The 22,582-nt window shown below is 73.2% G+C and carries 17 protein-coding genes; 12 read left to right on the top strand and 5 right to left on the bottom strand.

Annotated elements, in window-relative coordinates:
• The 3 genes from ABT171_RS35565 to ABT171_RS35555 are packed head-to-tail and all read right to left on the bottom strand — an operon-like array spanning position 1 to position 3,006.
• Complete coding sequence (locus ABT171_RS35565) at positions 1–906, bottom strand: ATP-binding cassette domain-containing protein (protein WP_351250535.1); 906 nt, start codon at positions 904–906, stop codon at positions 1–3.
• Between the two features lie 4 nt (positions 907–910).
• Positions 911–1,987 (bottom strand): ABC transporter permease, encoded by a 1,077-nt coding sequence (locus tag ABT171_RS35560; RefSeq protein WP_351250534.1) that lies wholly within the window; start codon positions 1,985–1,987, stop codon positions 911–913.
• The gene (locus ABT171_RS35555) at positions 1,987–3,006 is read right to left on the bottom strand and encodes a substrate-binding domain-containing protein (RefSeq protein WP_351250533.1); all 1,020 of its coding nucleotides are present in this window, start codon (positions 3,004–3,006) and stop codon (positions 1,987–1,989) included. Before ABT171_RS35555 ends, ABT171_RS35560 begins: the two co-directional genes overlap by 1 nt.
• Positions 3,007–3,348: 342 nt before the next feature.
• Here ABT171_RS35555 and ABT171_RS35550 point away from each other — a divergent pair, with 342 nt between their 5' ends.
• Genes ABT171_RS35550 through ABT171_RS35540 form a run of 3 tightly spaced genes read left to right on the top strand, consistent with a single transcriptional unit; the run spans position 3,349 to position 6,541 of the window.
• A complete protein-coding gene (locus tag ABT171_RS35550; protein WP_351250532.1) occupies positions 3,349–4,662 on the top strand; it encodes an ABC transporter substrate-binding protein in 1,314 nt (437 codons plus the stop codon).
• Positions 4,663–4,670: 8 nt separating this feature from the next.
• Complete coding sequence (locus tag ABT171_RS35545; protein ID WP_351250531.1) at positions 4,671–5,651, top strand: carbohydrate ABC transporter permease; 981 nt, start codon at positions 4,671–4,673, stop codon at positions 5,649–5,651.
• Positions 5,648–6,541, top strand: coding sequence for a carbohydrate ABC transporter permease (locus tag ABT171_RS35540; RefSeq protein WP_351250530.1), 894 nt, complete (start codon positions 5,648–5,650; stop codon positions 6,539–6,541). Before ABT171_RS35545 ends, ABT171_RS35540 begins: the two co-directional genes overlap by 4 nt.
• Positions 6,542–6,608: 67 nt before the next feature.
• Here ABT171_RS35540 and ABT171_RS35535 read toward each other — a convergent pair whose 3' ends face one another.
• Both ABT171_RS35535 and ABT171_RS35530 read right to left on the bottom strand, forming a co-directional pair.
• Positions 6,609–7,679 (bottom strand): S1 family peptidase, encoded by a 1,071-nt coding sequence (locus ABT171_RS35535; protein WP_351250529.1) that lies wholly within the window; start codon positions 7,677–7,679, stop codon positions 6,609–6,611.
• A gap of 494 nt (positions 7,680–8,173) precedes the next feature.
• Positions 8,174–9,517 (bottom strand): COG1470 family protein, encoded by a 1,344-nt coding sequence (locus tag ABT171_RS35530; RefSeq protein WP_351250528.1) that lies wholly within the window; start codon positions 9,515–9,517, stop codon positions 8,174–8,176.
• A 226-nt stretch (positions 9,518–9,743) separates the two neighbouring features.
• Between ABT171_RS35530 and ABT171_RS35525 the strand changes: the two genes are divergently transcribed.
• The 9 genes from ABT171_RS35525 (at position 9,744) to ABT171_RS35485 (ending at position 22,570) form a co-directional block, all read left to right on the top strand.
• Positions 9,744–10,439, top strand: a complete 696-nt coding sequence (locus ABT171_RS35525; protein WP_351250577.1) for a helix-turn-helix transcriptional regulator — start codon at positions 9,744–9,746, stop codon at positions 10,437–10,439.
• Positions 10,440–10,631: 192 nt separating this feature from the next.
• Complete coding sequence (locus ABT171_RS35520) at positions 10,632–13,799, top strand: hypothetical protein (RefSeq protein WP_351250527.1); 3,168 nt, start codon at positions 10,632–10,634, stop codon at positions 13,797–13,799.
• Complete coding sequence (locus ABT171_RS35515) at positions 13,796–14,500, top strand: Pvc16 family protein (RefSeq protein ID WP_351250526.1); 705 nt, start codon at positions 13,796–13,798, stop codon at positions 14,498–14,500. Before ABT171_RS35520 ends, ABT171_RS35515 begins: the two co-directional genes overlap by 4 nt.
• Complete coding sequence (locus ABT171_RS35510) at positions 14,497–16,617, top strand: ATP-binding protein (protein WP_503077827.1); 2,121 nt, start codon at positions 14,497–14,499, stop codon at positions 16,615–16,617. The genes ABT171_RS35515 and ABT171_RS35510 overlap by 4 nt, the downstream gene beginning before the upstream one ends.
• A gap of 239 nt (positions 16,618–16,856) precedes the next feature.
• Positions 16,857–18,419 (top strand): phage tail sheath family protein, encoded by a 1,563-nt coding sequence (locus tag ABT171_RS35505; protein WP_351250525.1) that lies wholly within the window; start codon positions 16,857–16,859, stop codon positions 18,417–18,419.
• A gap of 35 nt (positions 18,420–18,454) precedes the next feature.
• Entirely contained in the window at positions 18,455–18,895 is a 441-nt protein-coding gene (locus ABT171_RS35500) for a phage tail protein (RefSeq protein ID WP_351250524.1), read from the top strand.
• On the top strand, positions 18,892–19,383 hold the full coding sequence (locus tag ABT171_RS35495) for a hypothetical protein (protein ID WP_351250523.1): 492 nt from the start codon (positions 18,892–18,894) through the stop codon (positions 19,381–19,383). The genes ABT171_RS35500 and ABT171_RS35495 overlap by 4 nt, the downstream gene beginning before the upstream one ends.
• Positions 19,380–19,538 carry a DUF6760 family protein gene (locus ABT171_RS35490; RefSeq protein WP_351250522.1) on the top strand — a complete coding sequence of 53 codons (159 nt, stop codon included), beginning with the start codon at positions 19,380–19,382 and terminating at the stop codon, positions 19,536–19,538. The genes ABT171_RS35495 and ABT171_RS35490 overlap by 4 nt, the downstream gene beginning before the upstream one ends.
• A gap of 5 nt (positions 19,539–19,543) precedes the next feature.
• On the top strand, positions 19,544–22,570 hold the full coding sequence (locus ABT171_RS35485) for a hypothetical protein (RefSeq protein WP_351250521.1): 3,027 nt from the start codon (positions 19,544–19,546) through the stop codon (positions 22,568–22,570).
• Positions 22,571–22,582: the final 12 nt, after the last annotated feature.

The raw sequence follows: 22,582 nt of genomic DNA, 5'->3' as shown, positions 1-22,582 counted from the left end.
TCAGGGGGTTCCTTCCGGGGAGGGTGCGACGGGTGCGGTCAGGTCGCTCTCTTCGGGGAGTTCCTCGGTGTCGACTCCGCGTACCTGGGCGAGTTCGTGTTTGAGGGCGGCGAGTTCGGCGCCGCCGGCCATGTGGTTGGTCAGCTCCTCCAGGCCGACCTCGCTGCGGTCCGCGGACAGTTCCAGGGTGCCCAGGCGCAGGACGCTGAAGTGGTCGCCGACCATGTAGGCGTGGTGGGGGTTGTGGGTGATGAAGATGACGCCGAGGCCGCGGTCGCGGGCGGCGGCGATGTACTTCAGGACCACGCCGGACTGTTTGACGCCGAGGGCGGCGGTGGGCTCGTCCAGGATGAGGACCCGCGCGCCGAAGTAGACGGCGCGGGCGATGGCCACGCACTGGCGCTGGCCGCCGGAGAGGGTGCCGATGGGCTGTTCCAGGTCGTCCAGGACGATGCCCATGTTGCGCAGTTCCCGGTCGGCGGTGGCCTTCATGCGGGCGATGTCCAGGCGGCGGACGGGCCAGGGGCCGCGGGTCATCTCCGAGCCGAGGAAGAAGTTGCGCCACACCGGCATCAGCGGGACGGTGGCCAGGTCCTGGTAGACGGTGGCGATGCCCTTGTCGAGGGCCTCGCGCGGGCTGGAGAAGCGGACCGGCCGGCCGTCGACCAGGAAGTCGCCCTCGGTGTGCTGGTGCAGACCGGAGATGATCTTGATGAGGGTGGACTTGCCGGCGCCGTTGTCGCCGAGGACGCAGGTCACGTTCCCGGCGTGGACGGTGAGGTCGACGCCGTGCAGGGCGCGGATGTTGCCGTAGGTCTTGCCCGCCCCGCGCAGTTCGACGAGGGGGCCGTCCCCGGCGGGCGGCGTGTCCTGGAGAACGGCACCGCGGGTCGTGTTGTCGGTCATCGCTTTACCTCCGGGTCGCCGTGCGCTGGACCCACAGATTGATCAGGACGGCGCCGAGCAGCATCACGCCGAGGAAGGCCTTGAACCAGTCGGGGTTCCAGCCGGCGTAGACGATGCCCTGGTTGACCATGCCGAACATGAACGCCCCGAAGACCGGGCCGATCGCGGAGCCGTAGCCGCCGGTGAGCAGACAGCCGCCGATCACCGCGGCGGCGATGTAGATCAGTTCGTTGCTCACGCCCTCGCCGGACTGCACGGTGTTGAACGAGAACAGCTGGTGCATGCCGACGAACCAGGCCCCGAGGCCGACCAGCATGAACAGTGTGATCTTGGTGAAGTTCACCGGCACGCCGACCGCCCTCGCGGACTCCTTGTTGCCGCCGACCGCGAAGATCCAGTTGCCGTACCTGGTGCGCAGCAGCACCCAGGTGGCCAGCGCGGCGAAGACCAGCCACCACACGATCGTGATCTTCACCTGGACCCCGCCCACGTCGAAGGACGAGGCGAAGATCTTCTTCGCCTGGGCGAAGCCGTCCATGTCGCTGATGTCGTCGGTGGCGACATTGCCGGTGACCCATTTCGTGACGGCCAGGTTCACGCCCTGCAGGATCAGGAAGGTGCCGAGCGTGATGAGGAAGCTCGGCAGGCCGGTCCTGACCACCATCCAGCCGTTGAACGCGCCGATGGCCAGGGACACGGCCAGGGCGGCGATCACGCCGGTCCACACGTTCAGCGTCAGCTGGTAGCTGAGCATGCTCGCGGTCAGCGCCGAGGAGATCACCGCGACGCCGGAGGAGAGGTCGAACTCGCCGCCGATCATCAGCAGGGCCACCGGGAGGGCCATGATCCCGATCGTCGAGGACTGGTAGAGGATCGTGGCCATGGAGCTGCCCTGGCGGACCGAGGGCGCGGCGATCAGGAAGAAGACCAGTACGGCGGCGGCGCCGAGGAAGACGCCCACTTCGGGCCGGGCCAGCAGCCGCAGCGCCGGCGGGCGCCGGACCGTACGGCCGTCGGTCTCATTCGGACCGGGTCCCGACGGCGCGGTCACCGCCGGCTCAGCCTGCCGGGCCATGCTCATCACCGGGTCCCCTTCGCGGCGAACTCGGCGACCTTGCCGACATTGGACTTGTCGACGAAGGCCGGGCCGGTGAGCACCGGCTGGACCCCGCCGCCGCTGTAGTTGCCGTTGTTCTTGTAGAGCCACAGCGCGTCGACCGCGAGGTAGCCCTGGAGGTAGGGCTGCTGGTCGACGGCGAACTCGATGGAGCCGTTCTGGACGGCCTTCACCAGGTCCTTGTTCAGGTCGAAGGTGGCCACCCGGGCCTTGCTGCCCGCGTCGCCCACCGCCTGCGTGGCGGTGAGGGCGTAGGGGGCGCCGAGGGTGACGACCGTGTCGATGGAGTTGTCCTGCTTCAGCTTGGCCGTGATGGTCGACTTCACGGACGGCATGTCGGTGCCGTTCACATACAGCGTCTCAGTGGTGCCCTTGAACGTCTTCCGCACGCCGTCGCAGCGCTGGGTGAGGCCGACGTTGCCCTGCTCCTGGATGACACAGACGACCTTCTTGGCGCCGGTGCTGTTCAGCTTGTCGCCGAACGCCTCGCCCGCCACGCTCTCGTCCTGCCCGAAGAACTCCAGCAGGCCCAGCTTCTTCCAGTCGCTCAGTCCGGAGTTCAGGCCCACCACCGGGATGCCGGAGTGCTCCGCCTTGCCGATGACGTTCTTCATCGCGTCCGGCTTGGCCAGGGTGACCGCGATGCCGTCGACGTGCTGGTCGATGGCGTTCTGCACCAGGTTCGCCTGGTTGCCGGCGCTGGGGTCGGCCGAGTAGACGAGCTTGACGTTGTCCTTGGCGGCAGCCGCCTCGGCGCCCTTGCGGACGGTGTCCCAGAAGGTGTCGCCGGGTGCCTGGTGCGTGACCAGCGCGACGGTCATGCGCGGGGTGTCGGCCCGGCCCGCCGAGGCGTTCTGCGCCGCCTCCTCGGCCTTCTTGCCGCCGTGGGCGCTTGCGCACCCGGCGAGGGTCAGGGCTGCCACGGCGGCCACCGCCGCGACGGGGGCCAGTCTCCGGGAGCGGGAGGGAGAAGAGCGGTCCATCTTTCCTGCACCTCACTGTGCGCGTGACGGGGGAAGGAACGTGTTGCGTTGGGACGCGATCCAAGTCCTTGGCGAGCCCGCTGTCAATGCTTTGTTAAGACATCATTTCACAAGCAGGTCCGAATGTAAGTACAAATGGCCAGCCAGTCGGCGGCGCCTGCCGGGCCGGTCACGTTTCGAGCAAGACGCCCCCCAGCGCGATCCGGACTATTGACGCCCGAGCGGACGCGGGGCTGTCATTACGCCCACGATGTTTGGTCGAGTTGGTTTCTGATCGGTTTCGAAGACCTTTCGTTGATCAACTCATCCCTTGACCGAGCCCTGCATTCCTCAGGAGCCGCCATGCGCCTCTCCCAGTCCGGTCTCTCCCTCCCGGGCCCCAGCCGCCGTTCGGTCCTGCGCACCGCCGGCGGTGCCGCGCTGCTCGCCGGGGCCGGAACACCCTTGCTGTCGGCCTGCGGTGGCAGCGGGTCCGCCGCCGACCCGAAGACCGTCACGCTCGGCTCCAACGCGTCCGACGCCGTGCCGAAGGCAGCGTTCGCGAGCGTCTACGCGGCCTTCAAGAAGCAGTCCGGCATCACGGTCGACGTGAACACGAAGGACCACAACACCTTCCAGGAGCAGATCAACTCGTATCTGCAGGGCACCCCGGACGACGTGTTCAACTGGTTCGCCGGCTACCGCATGCAGTTCTTCGCGGCGAAGGGCCTGGCCTCACCGGTCGACGACGTGTGGGCGAAGATCGGGGACAACTTCCCGGACGCGATGAAGAAGCTCAGCAAGGGCGAGGACGGCAAGTACTACTTCGTGCCGCTGACGACGTACCCCTGGGCGGTCTTCTACCGCAAGAGCGTCTTTACGCAGCACGGTTACAAGGTCCCGGCCACCTGGGACGAACTCGTCGCGCTGTGCAAGCAGATGAAGAAGGACGGCCTGGTCCCGCTCGCCTTCGGCGACAAGGACGCCTGGCCGGCGATGGGCACCTTCGACCAGATCAACTTCCGGCTCAACGGCTACGACTTCCACGTCCGGCTGATGGCGGGCAAGGCGTCCTGGACCGACGCCAAGGTGAAGGCCGTCTTCGACCACTGGGCCGAGCTCCTGCCCTACCACCAGGACGGCTTCATGGGCCGCACCTGGCAGGACGCCGCGCAGGCACTGGTCGCGAAGAAGGCCGGCATGTACCTCCTCGGCTCCTTCGTGGCCCAGCAGTTCACCAGCAAGGCCGACCTGGACGACCTCGACTTCTTCCCCTTCCCGGAGATCAACTCCGCGTACGGCCAGGACACGGTCGAGGCGCCGACCGACGGCTTCATGGTCAGCAGGTCCCCGAAGAACCACGCGGGCGTCGTGAAGCTGCTGGAGTACCTGGGCTCCCCGGCGGCCGAGGAGCTGTACCTCAAGGGCGACCCGAGCGTGGTGGCCGCCTCCAGCAAGGCGAGCACCTCCTCCTACTCGGCGCTGCAGAAGAAGGCGTTCGAGATGATCGGCAACGCCAAGAGCCTGACCCAGTTCATGGACCGCGACTCCCGGCCCGACTTCACCTCCACGGTGATGCAGCCGGGTCTGCAGAAGTTCCTCCAGAACCCCAAGGGCGTGGACAGCCTGCTGTCGTCCGTCGAGCGCCAGAAGAAGCAGATCTTCGCGTCCTCGTGAGTGCCCCGATGACGACCGATACGACGACGAAGACCCCGGAGGCGGCCGCCGTGCCGCCCCCGGGCGTCTCGCCTGCGCGCACGCGGGCCACGCAAGGCCACCGCCGGCTGCTGACCCGCCGAGACCGGTTCACGCTCGCCCTGATGGCGGGCGTGCCGACGATCCTGCACGTGCTCCTGGTGTGGGTCACCGCCATCGCCTCCGTCTTCCTCGCCTTCACCACCTGGGACGGCATCGGGTTCAGCTCGATCAAGTGGGTGGGCCTGGACAACTTCAAGCAGCTCCTCAACGACAACCCGCAGTTCTGGCCGGCCGTCCAGCACAACATCATCTGGTTCGTCGTACTGATCCTGATCCCGACGCCCTTCGGCCTGTTCCTGGCCGTGCAACTGGACAAGCGGATCCGTTTCAGCCGGGTCTACCAGACCGCGTTCTTCCTGCCGGTCGTCATCTCGCTGGCCTGCATCGGCTTCGTCTGGCAGCTGGTCTACAACCCGGACACCGGACTGATCAACAGCATCATCGGGGCCAACGAACCCGGCCACTACATCGACTGGATCGGCGACCCGCACCTCAACCTGTGGGCGGTCCTCATCGCCGCGTCCTGGCGGCACACCGGCTACATGATGATCCTCTACCTGGCCGGCCTGAAGAGCGTGGACCCCTCGCTCAGGGAGGCCTCCGCGCTGGACGGCGCGAACGAGTGGCAGACGTTCAAGAGCGTCATCTTCCCGACCCTGCGCCCGACCAACACGGTCGTCCTGGTCGTCACGATCATCGAGGCGCTGCGCGCCTTCGACCTGGTCTTCGTCTTCAACAAGGGCGCCCAGGGGACCGAGTTGCTGTCGATCCTGGTCACCAACAACATCATCGGCGAGTCCAGCCGCATCGGGTACGGCTCCGCCATCGCCGTCGTCCTGCTGGTGATCTCCCTCGCGGTGATCATCCCCTACCTGATCGCCACCTTCCGGAAGGAGCGGCGCGCATGAGCAGCACCACCGTCGCGGCGCCGCTGAAGCGGCGCGCCCCGATCCGCCCGGCCCGCGTCCTGCTGCACGTCTTCCTCGCGGGCACGGCGCTGGCGTGGCTGGCGCCCCTGCTGTGGGCGGTCTTCTCGGCCCTGCGGCCGTACAGCGAGACCAGCGCCAAGGGCTATGTCTCCTGGCCGGACAAGCTGACGTTCGAGAATTTCACGAACGCGTTCAAACAGTCGGACATGCTGCACTACTTCGGCAACACGCTGGTCATCGCGGTGCCGGCCGTGCTGCTGACGCTGTTCCTGTCCTCCTGCGTGGCGTTCTGCGTCGCCCGGTTCGACTTCCGCCTCAACCTGGCCCTCCTGCTGGTCTTCACGGCCGGCAACCTGCTGCCGCAGCAGGTCATCATCACCCCGCTGTACCGGCTGTACCTGCTGACGAACCTGCCGGGGATCACGCAGAGCGGCAAGCTGTACGACGCCGCGCTCGGCCTGGTCCTCATCCATGTCGCGTTCCAGTCGGGGTTCTGCGCGTTCGTGCTGAGCAACTACATGCGCTCGCTGCCGCAGGAGCTGACGGAGGCCGCGCTGGTCGACGGCGCCTCGGTGTGGCGGCTGTACTGGCAGATCACCCTGCCGCTGTGCAAGCCGGCGATGGCGGCACTGGCGACCCTGCTGTCGATCTGGATCTACAACGACTTCTTCTGGGCGCTGGTGCTGATCTCGACCGGCCAGAACATGCCGGTCACCTCGGCGCTGAACAACCTCTCCGGCCAGTACTTCACCGACCCCAACCTGGTCGCGGCGGGCTCCCTGCTGACCGCGATCCCCACCCTGGTGGTCTACTTCGCGCTCCAGCGCCAGTTCGTCGGCGGCCTGACCCTGGGTTCCGGCAAGGGCTGACACCGGGAGGTGAGGGTGCCGGCTCCGGGCGGTGGCCCGGAGCCGCTTCAGCCGGGCCTGGTACCGGTCACGGAAGGGTGGCGCCCTCCGCGCTCAGCGCGGCCGGCACCGGCTGGAAGAACGTCTCCCCGCCGGAGGTGCAGTCACCGCTGCCGCCGGAGGTCAGTCCGATCGCCGCGTCCCCGTCGAACAGGGCGCCGCCGCTGTCGCCGGGTTCGGCGCACACATCGGTGTCGATGAGCCCGGAGACCGAGCCCTCCTCGTAGTTCACGGTCGCGTCCACGCCGGTGACCGTGCCGCCCTGGACGCCCGTGGTGCTGCCGCTGCGCTGGACCTGTTCGCCCACGTAGGCGTCGGCGGCGTGGGTGATCTGCTGGGTGCCGCCGTCGTAGAGGTCGACGGCGCTCGGCTCGTCGCCGCCCGGGTCGTCGTACTGGACCAGCGCGTAGTCGGTGCCGGGGAACTGCGAGTCGACGGTCCGGCCGATCTCACCGCCGCCCTGCGTGTCGGACCAGTCGGCGGAGGCGTTGCCGCAGTGCCCGGCGGTGAGGAAGTACGGGGAGCCGTTCACGGTCACGTTGAAGCCCAGCGAGCAGCGCACGCCGCTGCCCCAGATGGCGTCACCGCCCGCGAGCAGCGGCCTGAACGCGGAGGCCGCCCGGCGTACGACGACCTTGTCGCCCAGCGCGCCCGTCACGGTGTCGAGCCGGGCTCGGTCGGTCCCGGTGACCGTCGGGTCGACGGTCACGACGACCTTGTCCTGGCGGGGGTCGATCGCCCACGCGGTCCCCGCGATCCGGGCCCGGCGGGTCAAGGCGGCCATGGCCGAGCGGAGTTGGGCGGTGGAGTAGCGCACCGTTCTGGGGACCGCTCCGGTGCCGCGCACCCGGGCCGCGGCGGACGGGTCGGTGAGGTTGACGACGAAGTGGTGGGCCGCGGTGTCGTAGTAGGAGCCGGCGGCCCGGTCGCCGAGCCGGGCGGCGAGGGCGGCGGCGGCCTCGGCGCGGACGGCGGAGGGAGCGGCGGGGGCGGCGGCGGCCGCTCCGGCGCCGGGGAGCACCAGCGCGCTCGCGGTGAGGGCCAGCACGCTCAGGCCGGTGAGAGCGCAGGGGGCGAGGACCGTGCGACGTTGCGTCATGGAGAGCCTCCAGTGGGGGTTGCCCCGCCCGTTGCGCGGGCCGGGGCCGGAGGAATGCGGCACGGGACGCCGAACACCGAGAGGGCGTGCCCATGCCAAGCGTCGATGAGTATGACGACGCCCCCACGGCGCAACAAGGAAGGATTCAAGCCGCCCGCCCGGCCGGAACGCCGCCCGCCCGGGCCCCGGATCCCCGCTCGTCAGGCCGTCGCGGCCGGGCCGGACGCCACGCATCGTGGACGGCGCCGGGCCGGGCGCCCACGCTCCGCGCACGGACGGCTGACCGGCGCACGCCGCTTCCGTCCGGAATGCGGACCGGCGGTCGCGGATTTGAAGCATTCTTGGCCCGCGACGGCCCGCCGCCCCGCCCCGTCGTGCGGACGCGGTCACGAACAAGCCGGGTTACGCCCGGCGGCCCGTCGGTTTCGGACGGATTGGGAGTCTCCTCTTCCCCTTGGGCCCCACGCGGCGAACGATGTTCGAAGAACCCTGTCTCACCGCTTCGTGTCGCTGAGCACACCACTCACGTTCAGGACCTCATGACACTGCTGCGCCTGCCGGCCGGTCGCCGGCGTACCCGGCTTCGCACACGTCACGTTCACGGTGACGTCGGCACCCTCAGGGATCTTGATGGGAGTGACCCAGTGGTAGTCCTGGTTGCGGAAGGTCTCCAGGGCGATCGTGGTGATCTTCCGCTGGCCGAACGTGATGGTCATGACGCCCTCGTCGCCCTGGAAGTTCGCGACGACGATGTCCGTCACACCGAAGACCTTGCCCGCCGGCACCACATACGTCCCGGTCTTGTTCCCGCCTCCCGACGTCTGTACGTCGATGGTGGCCGAGCTCTGCTGGCCGGTCCCGGGCCGGCCGTCGCCGTCCCCGCCGGATCCCCCGCCGCCGGTGTCCGGCGCGACGCCCGTGCCCTGTCCGCCCGGCCGGGAACCCGCGCCGGTGCCGGTTCCGTTGCCGGAGCCGGCCCCCGGGGCCTGCCCGTTCGGTCCGCCGGGGGTGGGGCGCGGCTGGACCGCCTCGTCGGCGGCCTGCCTGGCGGCACTGCGCACCGCCGGGCGCACCAGCGCGAACCAGGCCAGCACCAGCGCGAGCAGGGCCGCGAGCGCGGCCAGCAGCCACTTCGGGAAGACCGGGATCTGGACGAACTCGGCCTCCAGCGGCGGCCGTACGAAAGCCTCGGGCCGCTCGGCGCCCTCCGCCGCCGTGTCGGTGGGGCGCACGGTGAACGGCCAGACGGCGGGCCTGCCGAACCAGACCGGCTTGCCGGTGCGCACCCGCAGCCGGGCCTCCGCCGATTCACCGGGCTCCAGCTTCAGCTCCCCGGGGGTGAACCCGAACCGCAGCTCCTCGCCCGGCTGCTCCGGCGTGAAGACCACCCGGGCCGGGGAGTTGCCCTCGTTGCGCACCGCCAGCCGGTAGCGGCCCCGCAGCCAGCCGCGCCGCCGGCGCGGGAGCAACTCCGCCCGCAGTTCGCGGAATTCCTCGATGTGCACCGTGGTCTCGGGCACGGTGACCGCTTCGGGGTGCTCGGCCGGCAGCACCCGGATGCCCAGCGGCACGTCGCCCGCCCGGACTTCGGGGGAGCGCGGCGGGTCCAGGCGGATGGTCACCGTCTCGGATGTGCCGGGGTAGAGGGAGACCCGCTCGGGTTCCACGCCGGCCCAGGCCTTGCAGTCGCCGACGACCTCCAGGGTGTACGCCTCGACGATGTCGCTGTCGTTGCGGACGGTCAGGCTGGTCGAGGCGGTGCCGCCCGGCGTCACCGTCACGGCGGGGATGTCGAGACCGGGCGCTCCGGGTCCGGAAGAGGCTGCAGATGGCGTCACGCCACGACCGTAGAAGCCGGGCCGCGCCGTCACGAGAGGTGCGAGGGCAACACCCGGGCAGTCGGTATGCCCCGCGCGGTCAACGCCGGCCCGGCCGATCGGCGGGGCAGTTGACCGCACCCGCCGCCGCGCGCGGCCCACCGGCCGGCGGCGCCGGCCGCTCTCCGCCGTCCCCGGCCCGTCCCGCCGCCCGTCTCCGATCCCCCTCATGAATCAGGAACACGCCATGTCCCACTCCACAAGAGAGAACGCTCTCAGCACCACCGGCACACCCCGTGGTACCGCCCCCGCCGGCCGTCCGCACCGGGTGACCGTGGCCGTCTACGCGCAGGATCCCGTGCTGCGCATCGGCGTCGTCCACCAGGTGCGCCAGCGCCCCGAGGTGGAGCTGGTCACCGACGCCGAGGCGGACCGGGCGCGGGCGTCGCTCGTCGTCGTCGACGCCGTGGACGACGAGGTGATGGCCCTGCTGCGGCGGTTGCAGCACAACGGCGCCACCCGCACCGGCCTCGTGGTCGGCACGTTCGAGTCGGCCGCGCTGCAACGGGTCATCGAGTGCGGGGTCGCGGCCGTGCTGCGGCGCGCCGATGCGGACCAGGACCGGCTGCTCCACCTTGTGCTCGCCCTGGCCAACGGCGAGGGAATGCTCCCCGGTGATCTGCTCGGCAAGTTACTGAGCCATGTGGGCGGCCTCCAGCGCTCGGCGCTCGATCCGCGCGCTCTGGCCCTGTCCACGCTGACCGCACGCGAGGCGGACATGCTGCGCCTGGTGTCGGAGGGGTTCGACACCTCGGAGATCGCGCAGAAGACCGCCTATTCCGAACGGACCGTCAAGAACGTGCTGCATGAGATCACCACACGGCTCCAGCTGCGCAACCGGGCACACGCGGTCGGCTACGCGCTGCGCAACGGGCTGATCTGAGGTCCCCGGGGACCGTACGGCGGCTGCCCGGCCCGGGGCGCCGGCCGCCGCGCGGACGGCCCGGCCCCGGCCGCTGCCCGAAAGCGCACCCCGCGCTTCCCCCGGGCACGGCCCCGCCGCCCTGACGTGCGCCGCGCGAGCCGGCGCACAGTGGCGGGGCGACCCTGGTGTTCCGAGACTGCGAGGTGGACCGTGAACGGCACCGCTGGCCCCGGCGGGCGGCCCCGGCTGGGGAGATTCGGCGCGTCGTTGCTCCTGCTGGTTCCCCTGCTCGCGGTGACGGCGGCCTCGGGGCCGGGCAGCGCGGCCCCGGCGCCACGCGCGGCCGCCGCCCCCGCCACCCGGATCGCCTACGCGGGCACCGGACACCGCAGTCTCGGCCGGGTCGCCACCACCACCTCCAGCAAGCCGCTGTTCGGTGCGGGCCCGGCGCACTACGACGTCCAGCCGTCGGCACAGGGCGATGCGCTGGTGTTCGCGAGCCGCCGCGACGACAAGCGCCCGCAGATCTATCTGCGGGCCCCCGACGGTTCGGTGCGCAAGCTGACCAGCGGCCGGGACGCGGCGCACCCGCGGCTGACCCCGGACGGCAGGGCGGTGGTGTTCGACTCGGCCGAGCCGGGCGGCCCGCACGGGAAGAAGCAGCGCGACCTGTGGCTGGTGCGCACCGACGGCACGGGGCCGACCCGGCTGACGGACACCCCGTACGACGAGATCAGCCCGACCGTCTCCCCGGACGGCACCCGGCTGGCGTACGCCGGCGACGGCGATCCGGCGCTCGGGCAGCAGATCTACGTACGCCCGCTGGCCGGTGGTACGGCCACCCGGGTCACCGGCGCGCTCGGCGGCACGGCGGCGGAACCCGTGTGGAATCCCGTGAACGACCCGGCGCACCGGGACCTCATCGCGTACACCTTCACCGCCGACGGGGCGACGGGCCCACGGCTGCGGGTGACCGGCGCGACGGCCGGCGACCAGCCGCTGCTGGCGGGCGCGCAGGCACAGTGGCGGACCCGCGGGGCGGCCTGGCTGCCCGGCGGGGACGAGCTGCTGTTCCTGAGCCCGGACCGCACCTGCGGCTGCGAGGGCGACTGGGACCATGTGTTCCGGGTGCGGGCCCATGCCGCGGACACCCCGCAGCTGGTGCTCAGCGAGGACCGCGCGGTCGGCTCGCCCACCTGGCTGGGCCCGCTGAACGGCGGCCAGGTGGTGGTGGACCGCACCTCGGCGGCGGGCCCGCACACGGTGACCCTGCAGGACGCCCGCATGGACGGCGCCGACCCGCGCGACCTCGGGCTGACCGTCCTGAAGGAGGACCCGGCGGCCGACACCAACACCGATCCGGCCAGGGATCCGCTGTTCAACCCGGCCGCCGGGTACGACCCGTGGACCGAGCGGCAGAACTACACGCCCGACGGCCGCCGCATCGTGGTGACCCGGTTCGAGGACGGTCCCGCCGGGCGGATCGAGCGGATCTGGACGGTGGACGCCGACGGCTCGGACCCGGCGCCGATGCCGCTGGCCGGACGCGGGCCGAAGGACTGGGACACCGACCCCACGTTCTCGCCCGACGGCAAGTACCTCGCGTTCACGCGGACTTCACCGGGCGGGGCCGGATCCGCCTCCGGTCCCGGCCGCATCCTGATCGCCGACGCCGCCACCGGCGCGATCGTCCACGAGATCGTGCCGCCGGCCGGGCAGCAGGCGGGCGGCGACGCCCAGCCCACCTGGTCCTCCGACGGCACCGTCCTCGCCTTCACCCGCAACGAGGTGATCGACGGGGGCGGCGGCAACAAGCACATCTGGACCGTGCCGGTGAACGCCCTGGACCGGCAGCGCGATCTGAGCGCGCGGATCTGCCCGGGCACCTGCGCGGTCATCGACGACAGTCCCGCGTTCTCACCGGACGGGCGCTCGATCGCCTTCAACCGGAAGAACGGCGGCGGCCGGATCGACGAGCACAACGGGCTCCTGGTCACCTCCGTGTCCGGCGACGACTGCCGGGCCGTGCTGCCCGCGCCTGCCCGGGGCAGCGCCGACGCCTGCCACCGGGAGCTGCCCGACACCTCGGTCACCGGCCCGCACCAGCCCCGCGACGCCGCCTGGACGTCGGACGGCACCGGGATCGTCTTCAGCGCCCGCACCGACCTGCCCGTCAACTGCCCTGAGAACCTGTACCTGCTGAACGTCGCCACCGGCCATCTGTCCCCGCTCACCACGGAGCTGCCGGGACGCCAGAAGGAGCCCGGCGTCCAGCAGTCGGTGAACCTGGCGGTGCACGCGCCGGGCACGGCGGCCGCCGTCACCGTCGGCACCGCCACGGCGATCCGCGTCGACGTCGTCAACAACGGCCCCGCCGCCTCGCCCGGCACCCGGCTGACCATCGCCCCGCCGGCCGGCGTGGCCGTCACCCGGATCCGCCGCCCGGGCGGTACCTGCGACGCCGCCTCCCTCCAGTGCGACATCGGGGTGGTGCCGCCCGGCGCGACCGTGCCGCTGACCGTGACCCTGACCGGGCGGACCGTGGGCGACCAGCCGGTGGACTGGTCCGTCACCGGCAGCGTGATCGACCCCGAGCCGGACGACAACACCGCCCGCACCGTGGTGCCGGTGCGCCCGGCCGCCCCGCCGCACCCCCGCCCGTCCCCGACCCCGCCGCACCCGCGCCCGACCCCGCCCACTCCCCGGCCGGTGCCGACGCCGCCCGCGCCCGAGGCCGGGCCCGGTGTCCGGGTCACCGCCCAGCCCGACCCGGGCTATGTCGGCGGGCGCGTGGTGGTGACGTACACCGTCCGCAACGGACGCAACGCGCTGGCCACCGGGCTGCGGCTGCGGATCGGGCTGCCCGCCGGAATCCCGGGCGGCGGGCCGCCGCCCGGCTGCGACACCGGCTGGGTGTGCGCGCTGCCGGACCTGGCACCGGGCGCCTCCACCGTCGTACGGGTGGTGCTCGCCCCCGACCACGCGCTCACCGCACGTGCCACCGGCGTCCTCACCACCACCGGGACGGACGCCGACCCGGGGGACAACAGGGCGCGCACGACCCTGCGGATCCTGCAGCCGCGGATCGTCGCCGTACCGCCGATCGGCAGGCCCGGATTCGTCACCTCGGTGCGCGGCGAGGACTTCCCGCCGGGCGTCCCGGTGCGGTTCTCCTGGAAGCCGGGGATCACGGCGGCCGCGGCGCCGACCGTGCCCCAGCCGGACGGCACGTTCATCGGCCAGTTGCTCATCCTCGCCAAGGACCAGACGGGTCCGCGGACCATCACCGCGCGCGGCCCGGGATTCTCGCCCGTGAAGACCGGATTCCTGGTGGTGAACGGCAGCGTGCAGCCGCCCGACGAGGTGACCCGCCGGTGATCCACGAGGTCGACGAGGCGCTGCGCGGCCTGCTGGGCGAGTCCGGCCTTGAGGCGTCCGGGGTCGAGATCGTCTTCGACGCGCCCACCCGCGACTGGGCGGCCCGCCGCAACGCGCCCACCGTCTGCGCCTTCCTCTACGACATCCGGGAGGACCCGGGCCGGCGCGGCAGCGGAGCCGGTGAGGTGTACGACGCGGACGGTCACGTGGTGGCACGGCGCACCCCGCCCCGCTGGTTCGAGCTGACCTACCTGGTCACGGCGTGGGCGAGCCGCCCGCAGGACGAACACCGGCTGCTGTCGCAGGTGCTGGCCACTCTGGTGGCCGCCGAGGCGCTGCCGGAACGGCTGCTCACGGGCTCGCTGGCCGAACTCGGTCTGACCGTCGGGCTGGAGACCGCCGGGGCAGCGCTGGACGCGCCGGCCGCCTCCGATGTGTGGTCGGCGCTCGGCGGAGAGCTGAAGGCGTCGCTCGGGGTGCGGGTCCGGGCGCCGCTCGCGGGGGTGACCAGGGCCGCCGCGCCGCCGGTCACCGAAGGGCTCGTGGTGCGCGGGACGGACCTGCGGCAGCACGGGGATCCGGTGCCGGGGCGCAGGCTGCGGTACGAGGGCGTGAGCGACCCGGGCGCGGACGGCTTCGCCGGTCCGCGCGAGCGGCGCCCGGCCCCCGCCCGCCGCCGTCGAGGAGACCGCCAGCCGTGACGTACACCGCCGACACCGGCACCGCCGACACCGTCCACCGCCCCCGCGCCGGCACCGGCCCTCCCGCCGGCGGGGATCCCCTGTGGACGCGGCTGCGCCTGGTCGAGGAGCGGGTGCGGCAAGCGGTGGCGGCCCGGCGCGCCACCGACCCGGACCCGGACGATCCCTACCGGGGGCAGTACCTCACACCCGAGGCCGTGGCACGGATCCTGGACGAGCGGGGCGGGCTGGAGGTGCCGGGGTACGAGCCGTTGCCCCCGCCGCCGGGGTCCGTGCTCGGCGCCCTCGCCGCGCGGTTCGGTCTGTCGCCGCTGGACACGGATCTGCTGCTGGTCGCGCTGGCCCCGGATCTGGACGCGCGGTTCGAGCGGCTGTACGGCTATCTCAACGACGATCTGACGCGCCGCCGGCCCACCGTCGGGCTGGCTCTGGAGCTGTGCGGGCTCCCGCCGGCGTCGGCCGCACGCTTCCGTCTCTCCCCGGGCTCGCCGCTGGTCGCCGGAGGCCTGGTGGAGGTCACCGAGCCGCACCGGCCGCCGCTGTCGCGGGCGCTGACGGTGCCGGACCGGGTGACCGCGCATCTGCTGGGCGGGACGGAGCCCGACGCCCGGCTCGCGGGAGTGCTCGGCGAAACCGGGGACGACCCCACGGCGGAGGCGGACGAGGTCGGCAGGGCGGCTTCGGCGGCCCGCTCCGGGCCGGGCCTGGTGCATCTGCTCGACCGGGGCGGTGACGCGCCGGGCCTCGCCGTCGCGGCCCTGCGCGCGGCCGGACTGCCGTCGCTGGTCCTGGACGCGGCGGCACTCACCCGGCGCCCCGGCGACATCCCCGCGCTCGCCCGGGTCACCGCGCTGGAGGCCCGGCTGACGGGTGCGGGGGCCGTCCTCGGCCCGCTGGAGGCGCTGCCCCCGGAACCCGCCGAACAGGCCCGTGCGCTGCGGGAGTTCTGTACGGCGCTGCGCGGCACCCCCCTGTTCACGTACGGTACGGCCGGCTGGGACCCGGCATGGGCGGACGACACCCCGGTCGTCCTGCCGGTGGCCCCGCCCGCCCCCGCGCGGCAGGCCGCACGCTGGCGGCACGCCCTCGCCCTGGCCGGCGCCGGGGACTCGGCGCACGGTGACACCGACGCGCTCGCCCGGGCGGTCGCCGCGCACCGCCTCGACGGAGGGCAGCTGCGCCGCGCCGCCGAGGCGGCGGTGCGCGGTGCCGCGCTGGCGGGCCGCCCGGTCGGTCCGGACGAGCTGCGCTGGGCCGTACGGGCCCAGAACGGCGCGGGCCTGGCCCGGCTGGCCCGCAGGGTGGAGCCGGGCGTCGGCTGGGACGACCTGGTACTGCCCCCGCAGGTCCAGCGCAGGCTGCGGGAACTCGCCGTGCGCGCCCGCCACCGCGAGCAGGTGCTCGGGCAGTGGCGGATGCGGCCGGGCGGCGGCCGGGGGCGAGGGGTGATCGCGCTGTTCGCCGGCGAGTCGGGCACCGGCAAGACGATGTCCGCGGAGGTCGTCGCGGCGGATCTCGGCATGGATCTGTATGTGGTCGACCTGTCCACGGTGGTCGACAAGTACGTCGGGGAGACCGAGAAGAACCTGGAGCGGATCTTCACCGAGGCGTCCGCGGTCAACGCGGTGCTGCTCTTCGACGAGGCCGACGCGATCTTCGGGAAGCGCTCGGAGGTCAAGGACGCGCACGACCGGCACGCCAACATCGAGTCGGCGTACCTGCTGCAACGCATGGAGTCCTTCGACGGGATCGCCGTGCTGACCACCAATCTGCGGGCCAACCTGGACGAGGCGTTCACGCGGCGGCTGGACGTGGTGGCGGAGTTCCCCGTGCCCGACGCCGCCCACCGGCTCGCCCTGTGGGAACGCTGCCTGGGCGGCCGGCTGCCGCGCGCGCCCGGCCTCGATCTCCGTTTCTGCGCCGACCGTTTCGAACTGGCCGGCGGCTCCATCCGGGCCTGCGCGGTGACCGCCGCCTACCTCGCGGCGGAGTCCGGGGAACCGCTCACCATGCGGCAGCTGGTGACGGCCGTGGTCCAGGAGTACCGCAAACTCGGCCGGCTGGTCCTGGAGAGCGAGTTCGGACCGTGGGCACGGGAGCTGCTCGCCGAGGGCTGAGCGGGGCCCCTTCCCCATCCGTCGCGGCCCTCCGGTGGACCGTGCGTCACGGTGCGGTGTCCAGGACCGCACGGGCAGCCGGGGGCCGCCCGGCGAGGCGCCCGGACGGTCCGGGCGACCGTACCAAAAGGCAGTGTGGTTGCCCCCGGCCAGGTACGCCCGCCCCTGTCGCGGGGCCCGGGGTGCCTCGGAGACTCGGCATCGACGCAGGTGACCCGATGGAACCCGAAGGAGCGAGCATGCCGACGTACCTCACCCCGGGCGTGTACGTGGAGGAGGTGCAGTCCGGTGCCCGTCCGATCGAGGGGGTCGGCACCGCCGTCGCCGCGTTCGTCGGGTTCGCCCCGGCCGGCCCCTTCCACGAACCGACGCTGGTCACCACCTGGGACCAGTACACGCAGCTGTTCGGCGGCTTCACCGAGGGCACCTACCTCGCGCACGCCGTGTACGGCTACTTCTCCAACGGCGGCGGCGCGGCCTACATCGTGCGGATCGGCGGCCCCGGCGCGGGCTCCTCCCCCGCCCCGGCGGACCGCGGACACGACTCCGGCGGGTCCCGGGCGGCCGAGCCGGTGTCCCTCGGCGGGTTCCTGGTCGCGGCCCGGCCCGGTACCTCGTCGGTGTCGGTGGAGATCGCCGACCCGGACGGCGAGAACCCGCCCGAGGACCGCTTCCGGCTGCTGGTCCGCCAGGGCGACCAGGTGGCCGAGACCTACGACGTCTCCACCCGCAAGAGCGTCAAGGGCTATGTGGTCACCCAGGTCCGCGCCTCCCGGCTGATCGAGGTCACCGAGCAGCGCGGCGCCGCCCAGACGCGGCCCGAGAGCCAGACCGTGGCCCTGCCCGACGCTCCCGCCTCGCCCGCGGTGACCGGCCCGGCGGAGGTGTCGCGGCTCGATCCGGCCGAGTACGTCGGTGACGCCGCCGCCCGGACCGGGTTCGCCGGCCTGGAGGCCATCGACGAGATCACCATGGTCGCGGTGCCGGACCTGATGGGCGCCCACCAGCGGGGCGACATCGACGCCGAGGGCGTGCGCACGGTCCAGCTCGCGGTGATCTCGCACTGCGAGCAGATGGGCGACCGGGTGGCCGTGCTGGACACCCCGCCCGGGCTCACCGCGCAGCAGGTGCGCAACTGGCGCAACGACGAGGCCGGTTACGACTCCCGGTACGCCGCCCTCTACTACCCGTGGGTGCGGGTCTTCGACCCGGCGGCCGGCCGCAACACCACCGTCCCGCCGAGCGGTCACGTCGCGGGTGTGTGGGCGCGCAGCGACGCCGAGCGCGGTGTGCACAAGGCGCCCGCCAACGAGGTGGTCCGGGGCGCGGTGGACCTGGAGATCCGGCTCAGCAAGGGCGAGCAGGACCTGCTCAACCCGATCGGCGTGAACTGCGTGCGCGCCTTCCCGGGCCGCGGTATCCGGGTGTGGGGCGCCCGCACCCTGTCCTCCGACCCGGCCTGGCGCTACCTGAACGTCCGGCGGCTCTTCAACTACCTTGAGGAGTCCATCCTGTTGGGCACCCAGTGGGTGGTGTTCGAGCCGAACGACGACCGGCTGTGGTCGAGCATCCGGCGCAACGTCACCGCGTTCCTCACCGAGGAATGGCGCCGGGGCGCGCTCTTCGGCCGCACGGCCGAAGAGGCGTTCTACGTGAAGTGCGACCGCGACAACAACCCGCAGACGTCCATCGACCAGGGCCGTGTCATCTGCGAGATCGGCGTCTCCCCCGTCAAGCCCGCCGAGTTCGTGGTGTTCCGGCTGGCCCAGTTCTCCGACAGCACCAGCCTCATCGACGAGTGACCCGCGGGTCGGCCAAGGAAAGGTGACAGACAGTCATGGCAGAGGGCGATGCTCTTTCCACCCACGTCTTCGGCGTGCAGCTCGGCGGGTACATGGTCGAGTCCGTCCAGGAGATCAGCGGACTGACCGTCGAGGAGGAGGTCGTCGAGGTCAAGCAGGTCAGCTCGCGGGGCAAGCAGATCATCCGCAAGCAGCCGGGGCCCCGCCGCGCCGGCGAGATCACGATCACCCGGGGTCTCGACAAGAGCAGCGAGTTCACCAAGTGGATCAAGGAGACCCTCAACAACGGCGCCGTCGACACGGCACGGCAGAACCTCACCATCGAGATCAAGGACTCCAAGGGGGACACGGTCCGCCGTATCCAGCTGATGAACGGCTGGGCCTCCAAGTGGGAGGGGCCCTCCCTCAAGGCGGGCGAGTCCTCACCGGCCACCGAGTCCGTCACGATCGTGTTCGAGGAGATCGTCGTCGAATGAGGCGTCGTACGGTCACGGCGGGCAGCCTGGAGGAGATCCTGGAGGCGACGGCACCCGCCCCGGCGGCCGAGCAGCCGCCGGCACCCGCCGCCCGCCCCGCGGCCCCCCAGGCATCCGGGCTGCGCACGGAGTTCGAGTTCGAGCTGCCGCGCGGGTACGTGGACGAGGCGGGCGCGGTACACCGGCAGGGCGCGATGCGCCTGGCGACCGCCCGCGACGAGCTCCGGCCGCAGATCGACCTGCGGGTCAAGGAGAACCCCGCCTACCTGAGCGTGGTGCTGCTGAGCCAGGTGATCACCCGGCTCGGCACCATCACCGATGTGCACGCGGGGATCGTGGAACGGATGTACGCCACCGATGTGGCCTTCCTCCAGGACTTCTACCGTCGCGTCAACAGCGAGGGGCACACCCGCGCGGCGGTGACCTGCCCGCACTGCGAGGGCGCCTTCGAGGTCGACCTCTCGGGTGGGCGCCTGGGGGAATCGTGACGTACGCGCTCCCCCGGCTGCGGGAGGAGATCGCGTACATCGCCTACCACTTCCACTGGCCCCGCGAGGAGATCCTCGACCTCACCCATGCCGAGCGGCAGCACTGGGTGACCGAGATCGCCCGCATCAACACCCGTATCAACGAAGGCGGTTGAGTTCCATGGCGTGGCGGGACACACGGCGCCGCCGGTCCGGCACCCGGTCCGCGGGGGCACCCGCGCGCGGGGCGGCCGACCGGTCCGTGCCGGGTCCGGCGGGCCCGGCGGGCCCGGCGGCTCCCCCTGCCGCCGAGGCGTCGGTGCCGGGCGACTGGGACGGCGGCTGGCGCCGCACCCCGCCGCCGGCCCTGACCGTGGCGCGCGCTCCGCTGGGCGTCAGCGACGGGCTCGCCTTCCGCTCGGGCCTCGCGTCCTGGCAGGACCCGTCCTTCGACACCGGTCTCGGCCACGCGCTGCTGCCGTCCGCGCCGGTGGGACTGATCCACGGGGTCACCGGCCCGGCGACGCCGCGCGCCGACCACGCCGACGGCGGCCCGCTGCTGCTGCGGGTGCCACGGCCGGACACCGGGGAGGCCGCCGAGGCCGGCCCCGCCACCCCGCTAACCGGCGACCGCCGTACCGGGAGCCCGGACGCCGGCCCGGACGCCGGGCGGGCAAGCGCCCCCTCCGGACCGACCGGGACCACCGCGGCGCCTGCGCGCCCGCGGCCGGCCGGGACATCGCCGAGCCGTGGCACCCCGGCACCGGTTCAGCGGTCCGCGGCGGGGGCCGGTGACCAGGCGGTCCGGCCCGCCCCGGCCGGGGACCCGGCCGTCGCACCGGAGATCCCGCTGGTACGACGGGTCGCCGTGGTCCGGCACGACCCGGCCGACGAGGCCGGGCACCGCACGGCACCCGGCGGACCGGACCGCGCTCCGCTCGGCCGCCGTGACCCCGCCCGCACCCGGAGCACGGACAGGACGGGCCGTACCCCCTCGGGTGGAGTGGCCCCGCCCCCGTCAACGGCAGGTGAGCCCGGGTCCGCCGGAGCCCGCCCCACGAGCACCGTGCCGGTGCGTCCCCGTGCGCTGGGCCCCGCACTGACCGTGGCCCGGCGGACGACCGGACCGGTACGCCGGATCGCGGCGCTACGGCCCGCCCCCCGCCCCGGCTCCGCCCCGGCGGCACCCGAGAGGGCCTCGGAGACGGCGCCCACGGCGGCCTCGACGGGGACCGCCCCGCAGACCACACCAACGGCACCGGCCACACCGCCTGTGACGTCCGCGCCGTCGCTCCAGCGCGCCGGATCCCCCGGACAGCCGGCGCCTGCGGCAGCCCTGGACACGCCGCTGCCGGAACCTACCGCCAGCACCGCGCCCGTGGCCGCCGACATCAGCCTGACAGTCCAACGAGCGGAGCCCCCCGGCCAACCGGCCACCAGGACGCCCCTGGGCACACCGCTGCCGGAACTCCCCCTCACCGCCAGGCCCGTGCCCCCCGACCACCCGACAACCCAGCACACCGAAACCCCCGGCCAACCGGCTACCCGGGCGCCCCTGCGTACACCGCTGCCGGAACCGCCCGTCACCGCCCAGCCCTCGCCCCCCGACGACCACCCGACAACCCAGCGCACCGAAACCCCGGGCCAACCGGCCACCAGGGCACCCCTGGGCACACCGCTGCCGGAACCGGCCACCAGGTCACCCCTGGGCACACCACTGGCCGAACTCCCTGCCACGGCAACGCCGTTCGCGGGGGATGTCCGCCCGACGGACGGACCGGCGCTTCCGGTCGTGCAGCGGCAGGCGGACTCCGGCGCGTCGGTGCCGGACCCGCGCGTCGGCAACCCGGCAGCCCCGGCGGGCGGTGGTTCCGGGTTGCCGAGCACGCCGGTCCCGGCTCGACGGGCGCACCGGGATGACCGGCCCGGGGCATCCGGTCCCCGGGCCCGGGGCGGGCTGGGGGCGCCGCTGTCCGCCCTGCCGCCGACCGCCGAGCCACCCCGCCCGGCCGGTGCCGAGCTGCAGCGGGCCACGGTACGCCGAGCCGACGCCCCTCCGGGCGGCCCGCAGGCCGGAGGTACGGTCCCTCTGCTCGGTGTGACGGACGCCGGGCAACGCACCCCGCTCGCCGACTCCGCACCCTCCGCCGCACCGGCGACGGCCATCCCGCCGGAAGTGCCGGTCGTCACGCGGCCGACGCCCCCGGAGCGGCCCGAGACGCAGGCCACGGCACACCCGCGGCCGGCAGACGCCGATGCCGCCCCTCTGTTCCCTCCGGCCCGTCAATTCTCTTCCGCTCCTCTCTTCTCTTCCGCTCCCGTGGTGTCTTCCGCGCCTCCTGCCGCCGCGGCCGGTGGCCGCGTCACGCCGGCGCCGGTTGTCGTCGCCCGAGCCGTCGCCGCCCCCGACCCCGGGCCGGGCGCCGGTCCGCGGACGCCCGGTGTCGTAGGCGGGCAGCCGCTGACCGTCCAGCGGTCGGGGACGTCCTCCGCGCCACGCACCCTCTCCCTGCTGGCCGCACGTCCGCTCACCGTCAACACCCGCGTCCCGCAAGGGCTTGGGGCACCCTCCGCTGCCGCCGCCCGGCCTCCCGTCGTGGCCGCGACCTGGCACCGCGAACCGGGCCCGGCACCGGCTCCGCGGCCTGCCGCGGCGGTGCGGGAGCCCTCGCGGCCGACGCCACCGGTGCCGGCAGGCCCGTACCACTCGCCGCCGGCGAGCGCAGCACCCAGCCAACGGGCCGTTCCCGTCGTGCGGCCGCATCCGCTCGTCCAGCGGGCCGGGGCCGGCGAGCACGACGCCGTACGCCCGTCCGCGCTGCCCCTGACCGACGCGCAGGCCGCCGCGCTCCAGGACCGGCCCGCTCCCCCCGCCGCGTCCGGTCCGCCCGTACCCGTGGTCCGCGCCGTCCGTCCGGCGCCCGTCGGGGGCCCGGCGGCACCGGTCCTCCAGCGGGATGCGACCCCCGCGGGGCCGCCGGTGACGGCCGTACCCCCGGGGGGACGGCAGCGGTCGGCCTCCGCACCCCCGCAACCGAGGGCGGCCGCCGGTACCGGTGCGGACCGGTCGGCGGGAGTGCCGCAGGAGCCCGCCGTCGACCTGGACGAGCTGGCGCGGCGCCTGCTGGACCCGCTGGCCCGGCTGCTCCGCGCCGATCTGCGGCGCGGCCGGGAACGCGCGGGCCGCCCCTACGACGGACGCCGCTGAGAACAGGGAACG

It is taken from the genome of Streptomyces sp. NPDC001851, from assembly GCF_040297165.1.
Lineage (GTDB): Bacteria > Actinomycetota > Actinomycetes > Streptomycetales > Streptomycetaceae > Streptomyces.
This window is presented reverse-complemented; position numbering and strand designations above follow the sequence as displayed.

Coding starts and splice junctions, on each gene's coding strand:
- ABT171_RS35565 (WP_351250535.1), bottom strand. CDS start 906: ATGACCGACAACACGACCCGCGGTGCCGTTCTCCAGGACACGCCGCCC.
- ABT171_RS35560 (WP_351250534.1), bottom strand. CDS start 1,987: ATGAGCATGGCCCGGCAGGCTGAGCCGGCGGTGACCGCGCCGTCGGGA.
- ABT171_RS35555 (WP_351250533.1), bottom strand. CDS start 3,006: ATGGACCGCTCTTCTCCCTCCCGCTCCCGGAGACTGGCCCCCGTCGCG.
- ABT171_RS35550 (WP_351250532.1), top strand. CDS start 3,349: ATGCGCCTCTCCCAGTCCGGTCTCTCCCTCCCGGGCCCCAGCCGCCGT.
- ABT171_RS35545 (WP_351250531.1), top strand. CDS start 4,671: ATGACGACCGATACGACGACGAAGACCCCGGAGGCGGCCGCCGTGCCG.
- ABT171_RS35540 (WP_351250530.1), top strand. CDS start 5,648: ATGAGCAGCACCACCGTCGCGGCGCCGCTGAAGCGGCGCGCCCCGATC.
- ABT171_RS35535 (WP_351250529.1), bottom strand. CDS start 7,679: ATGACGCAACGTCGCACGGTCCTCGCCCCCTGCGCTCTCACCGGCCTG.
- ABT171_RS35525 (WP_351250577.1), top strand. CDS start 9,744: ATGTCCCACTCCACAAGAGAGAACGCTCTCAGCACCACCGGCACACCC.
- ABT171_RS35505 (WP_351250525.1), top strand. CDS start 16,857: ATGCCGACGTACCTCACCCCGGGCGTGTACGTGGAGGAGGTGCAGTCC.
- ABT171_RS35500 (WP_351250524.1), top strand. CDS start 18,455: ATGGCAGAGGGCGATGCTCTTTCCACCCACGTCTTCGGCGTGCAGCTC.
- ABT171_RS35495 (WP_351250523.1), top strand. CDS start 18,892: ATGAGGCGTCGTACGGTCACGGCGGGCAGCCTGGAGGAGATCCTGGAG.
- ABT171_RS35485 (WP_351250521.1), top strand. CDS start 19,544: ATGGCGTGGCGGGACACACGGCGCCGCCGGTCCGGCACCCGGTCCGCG.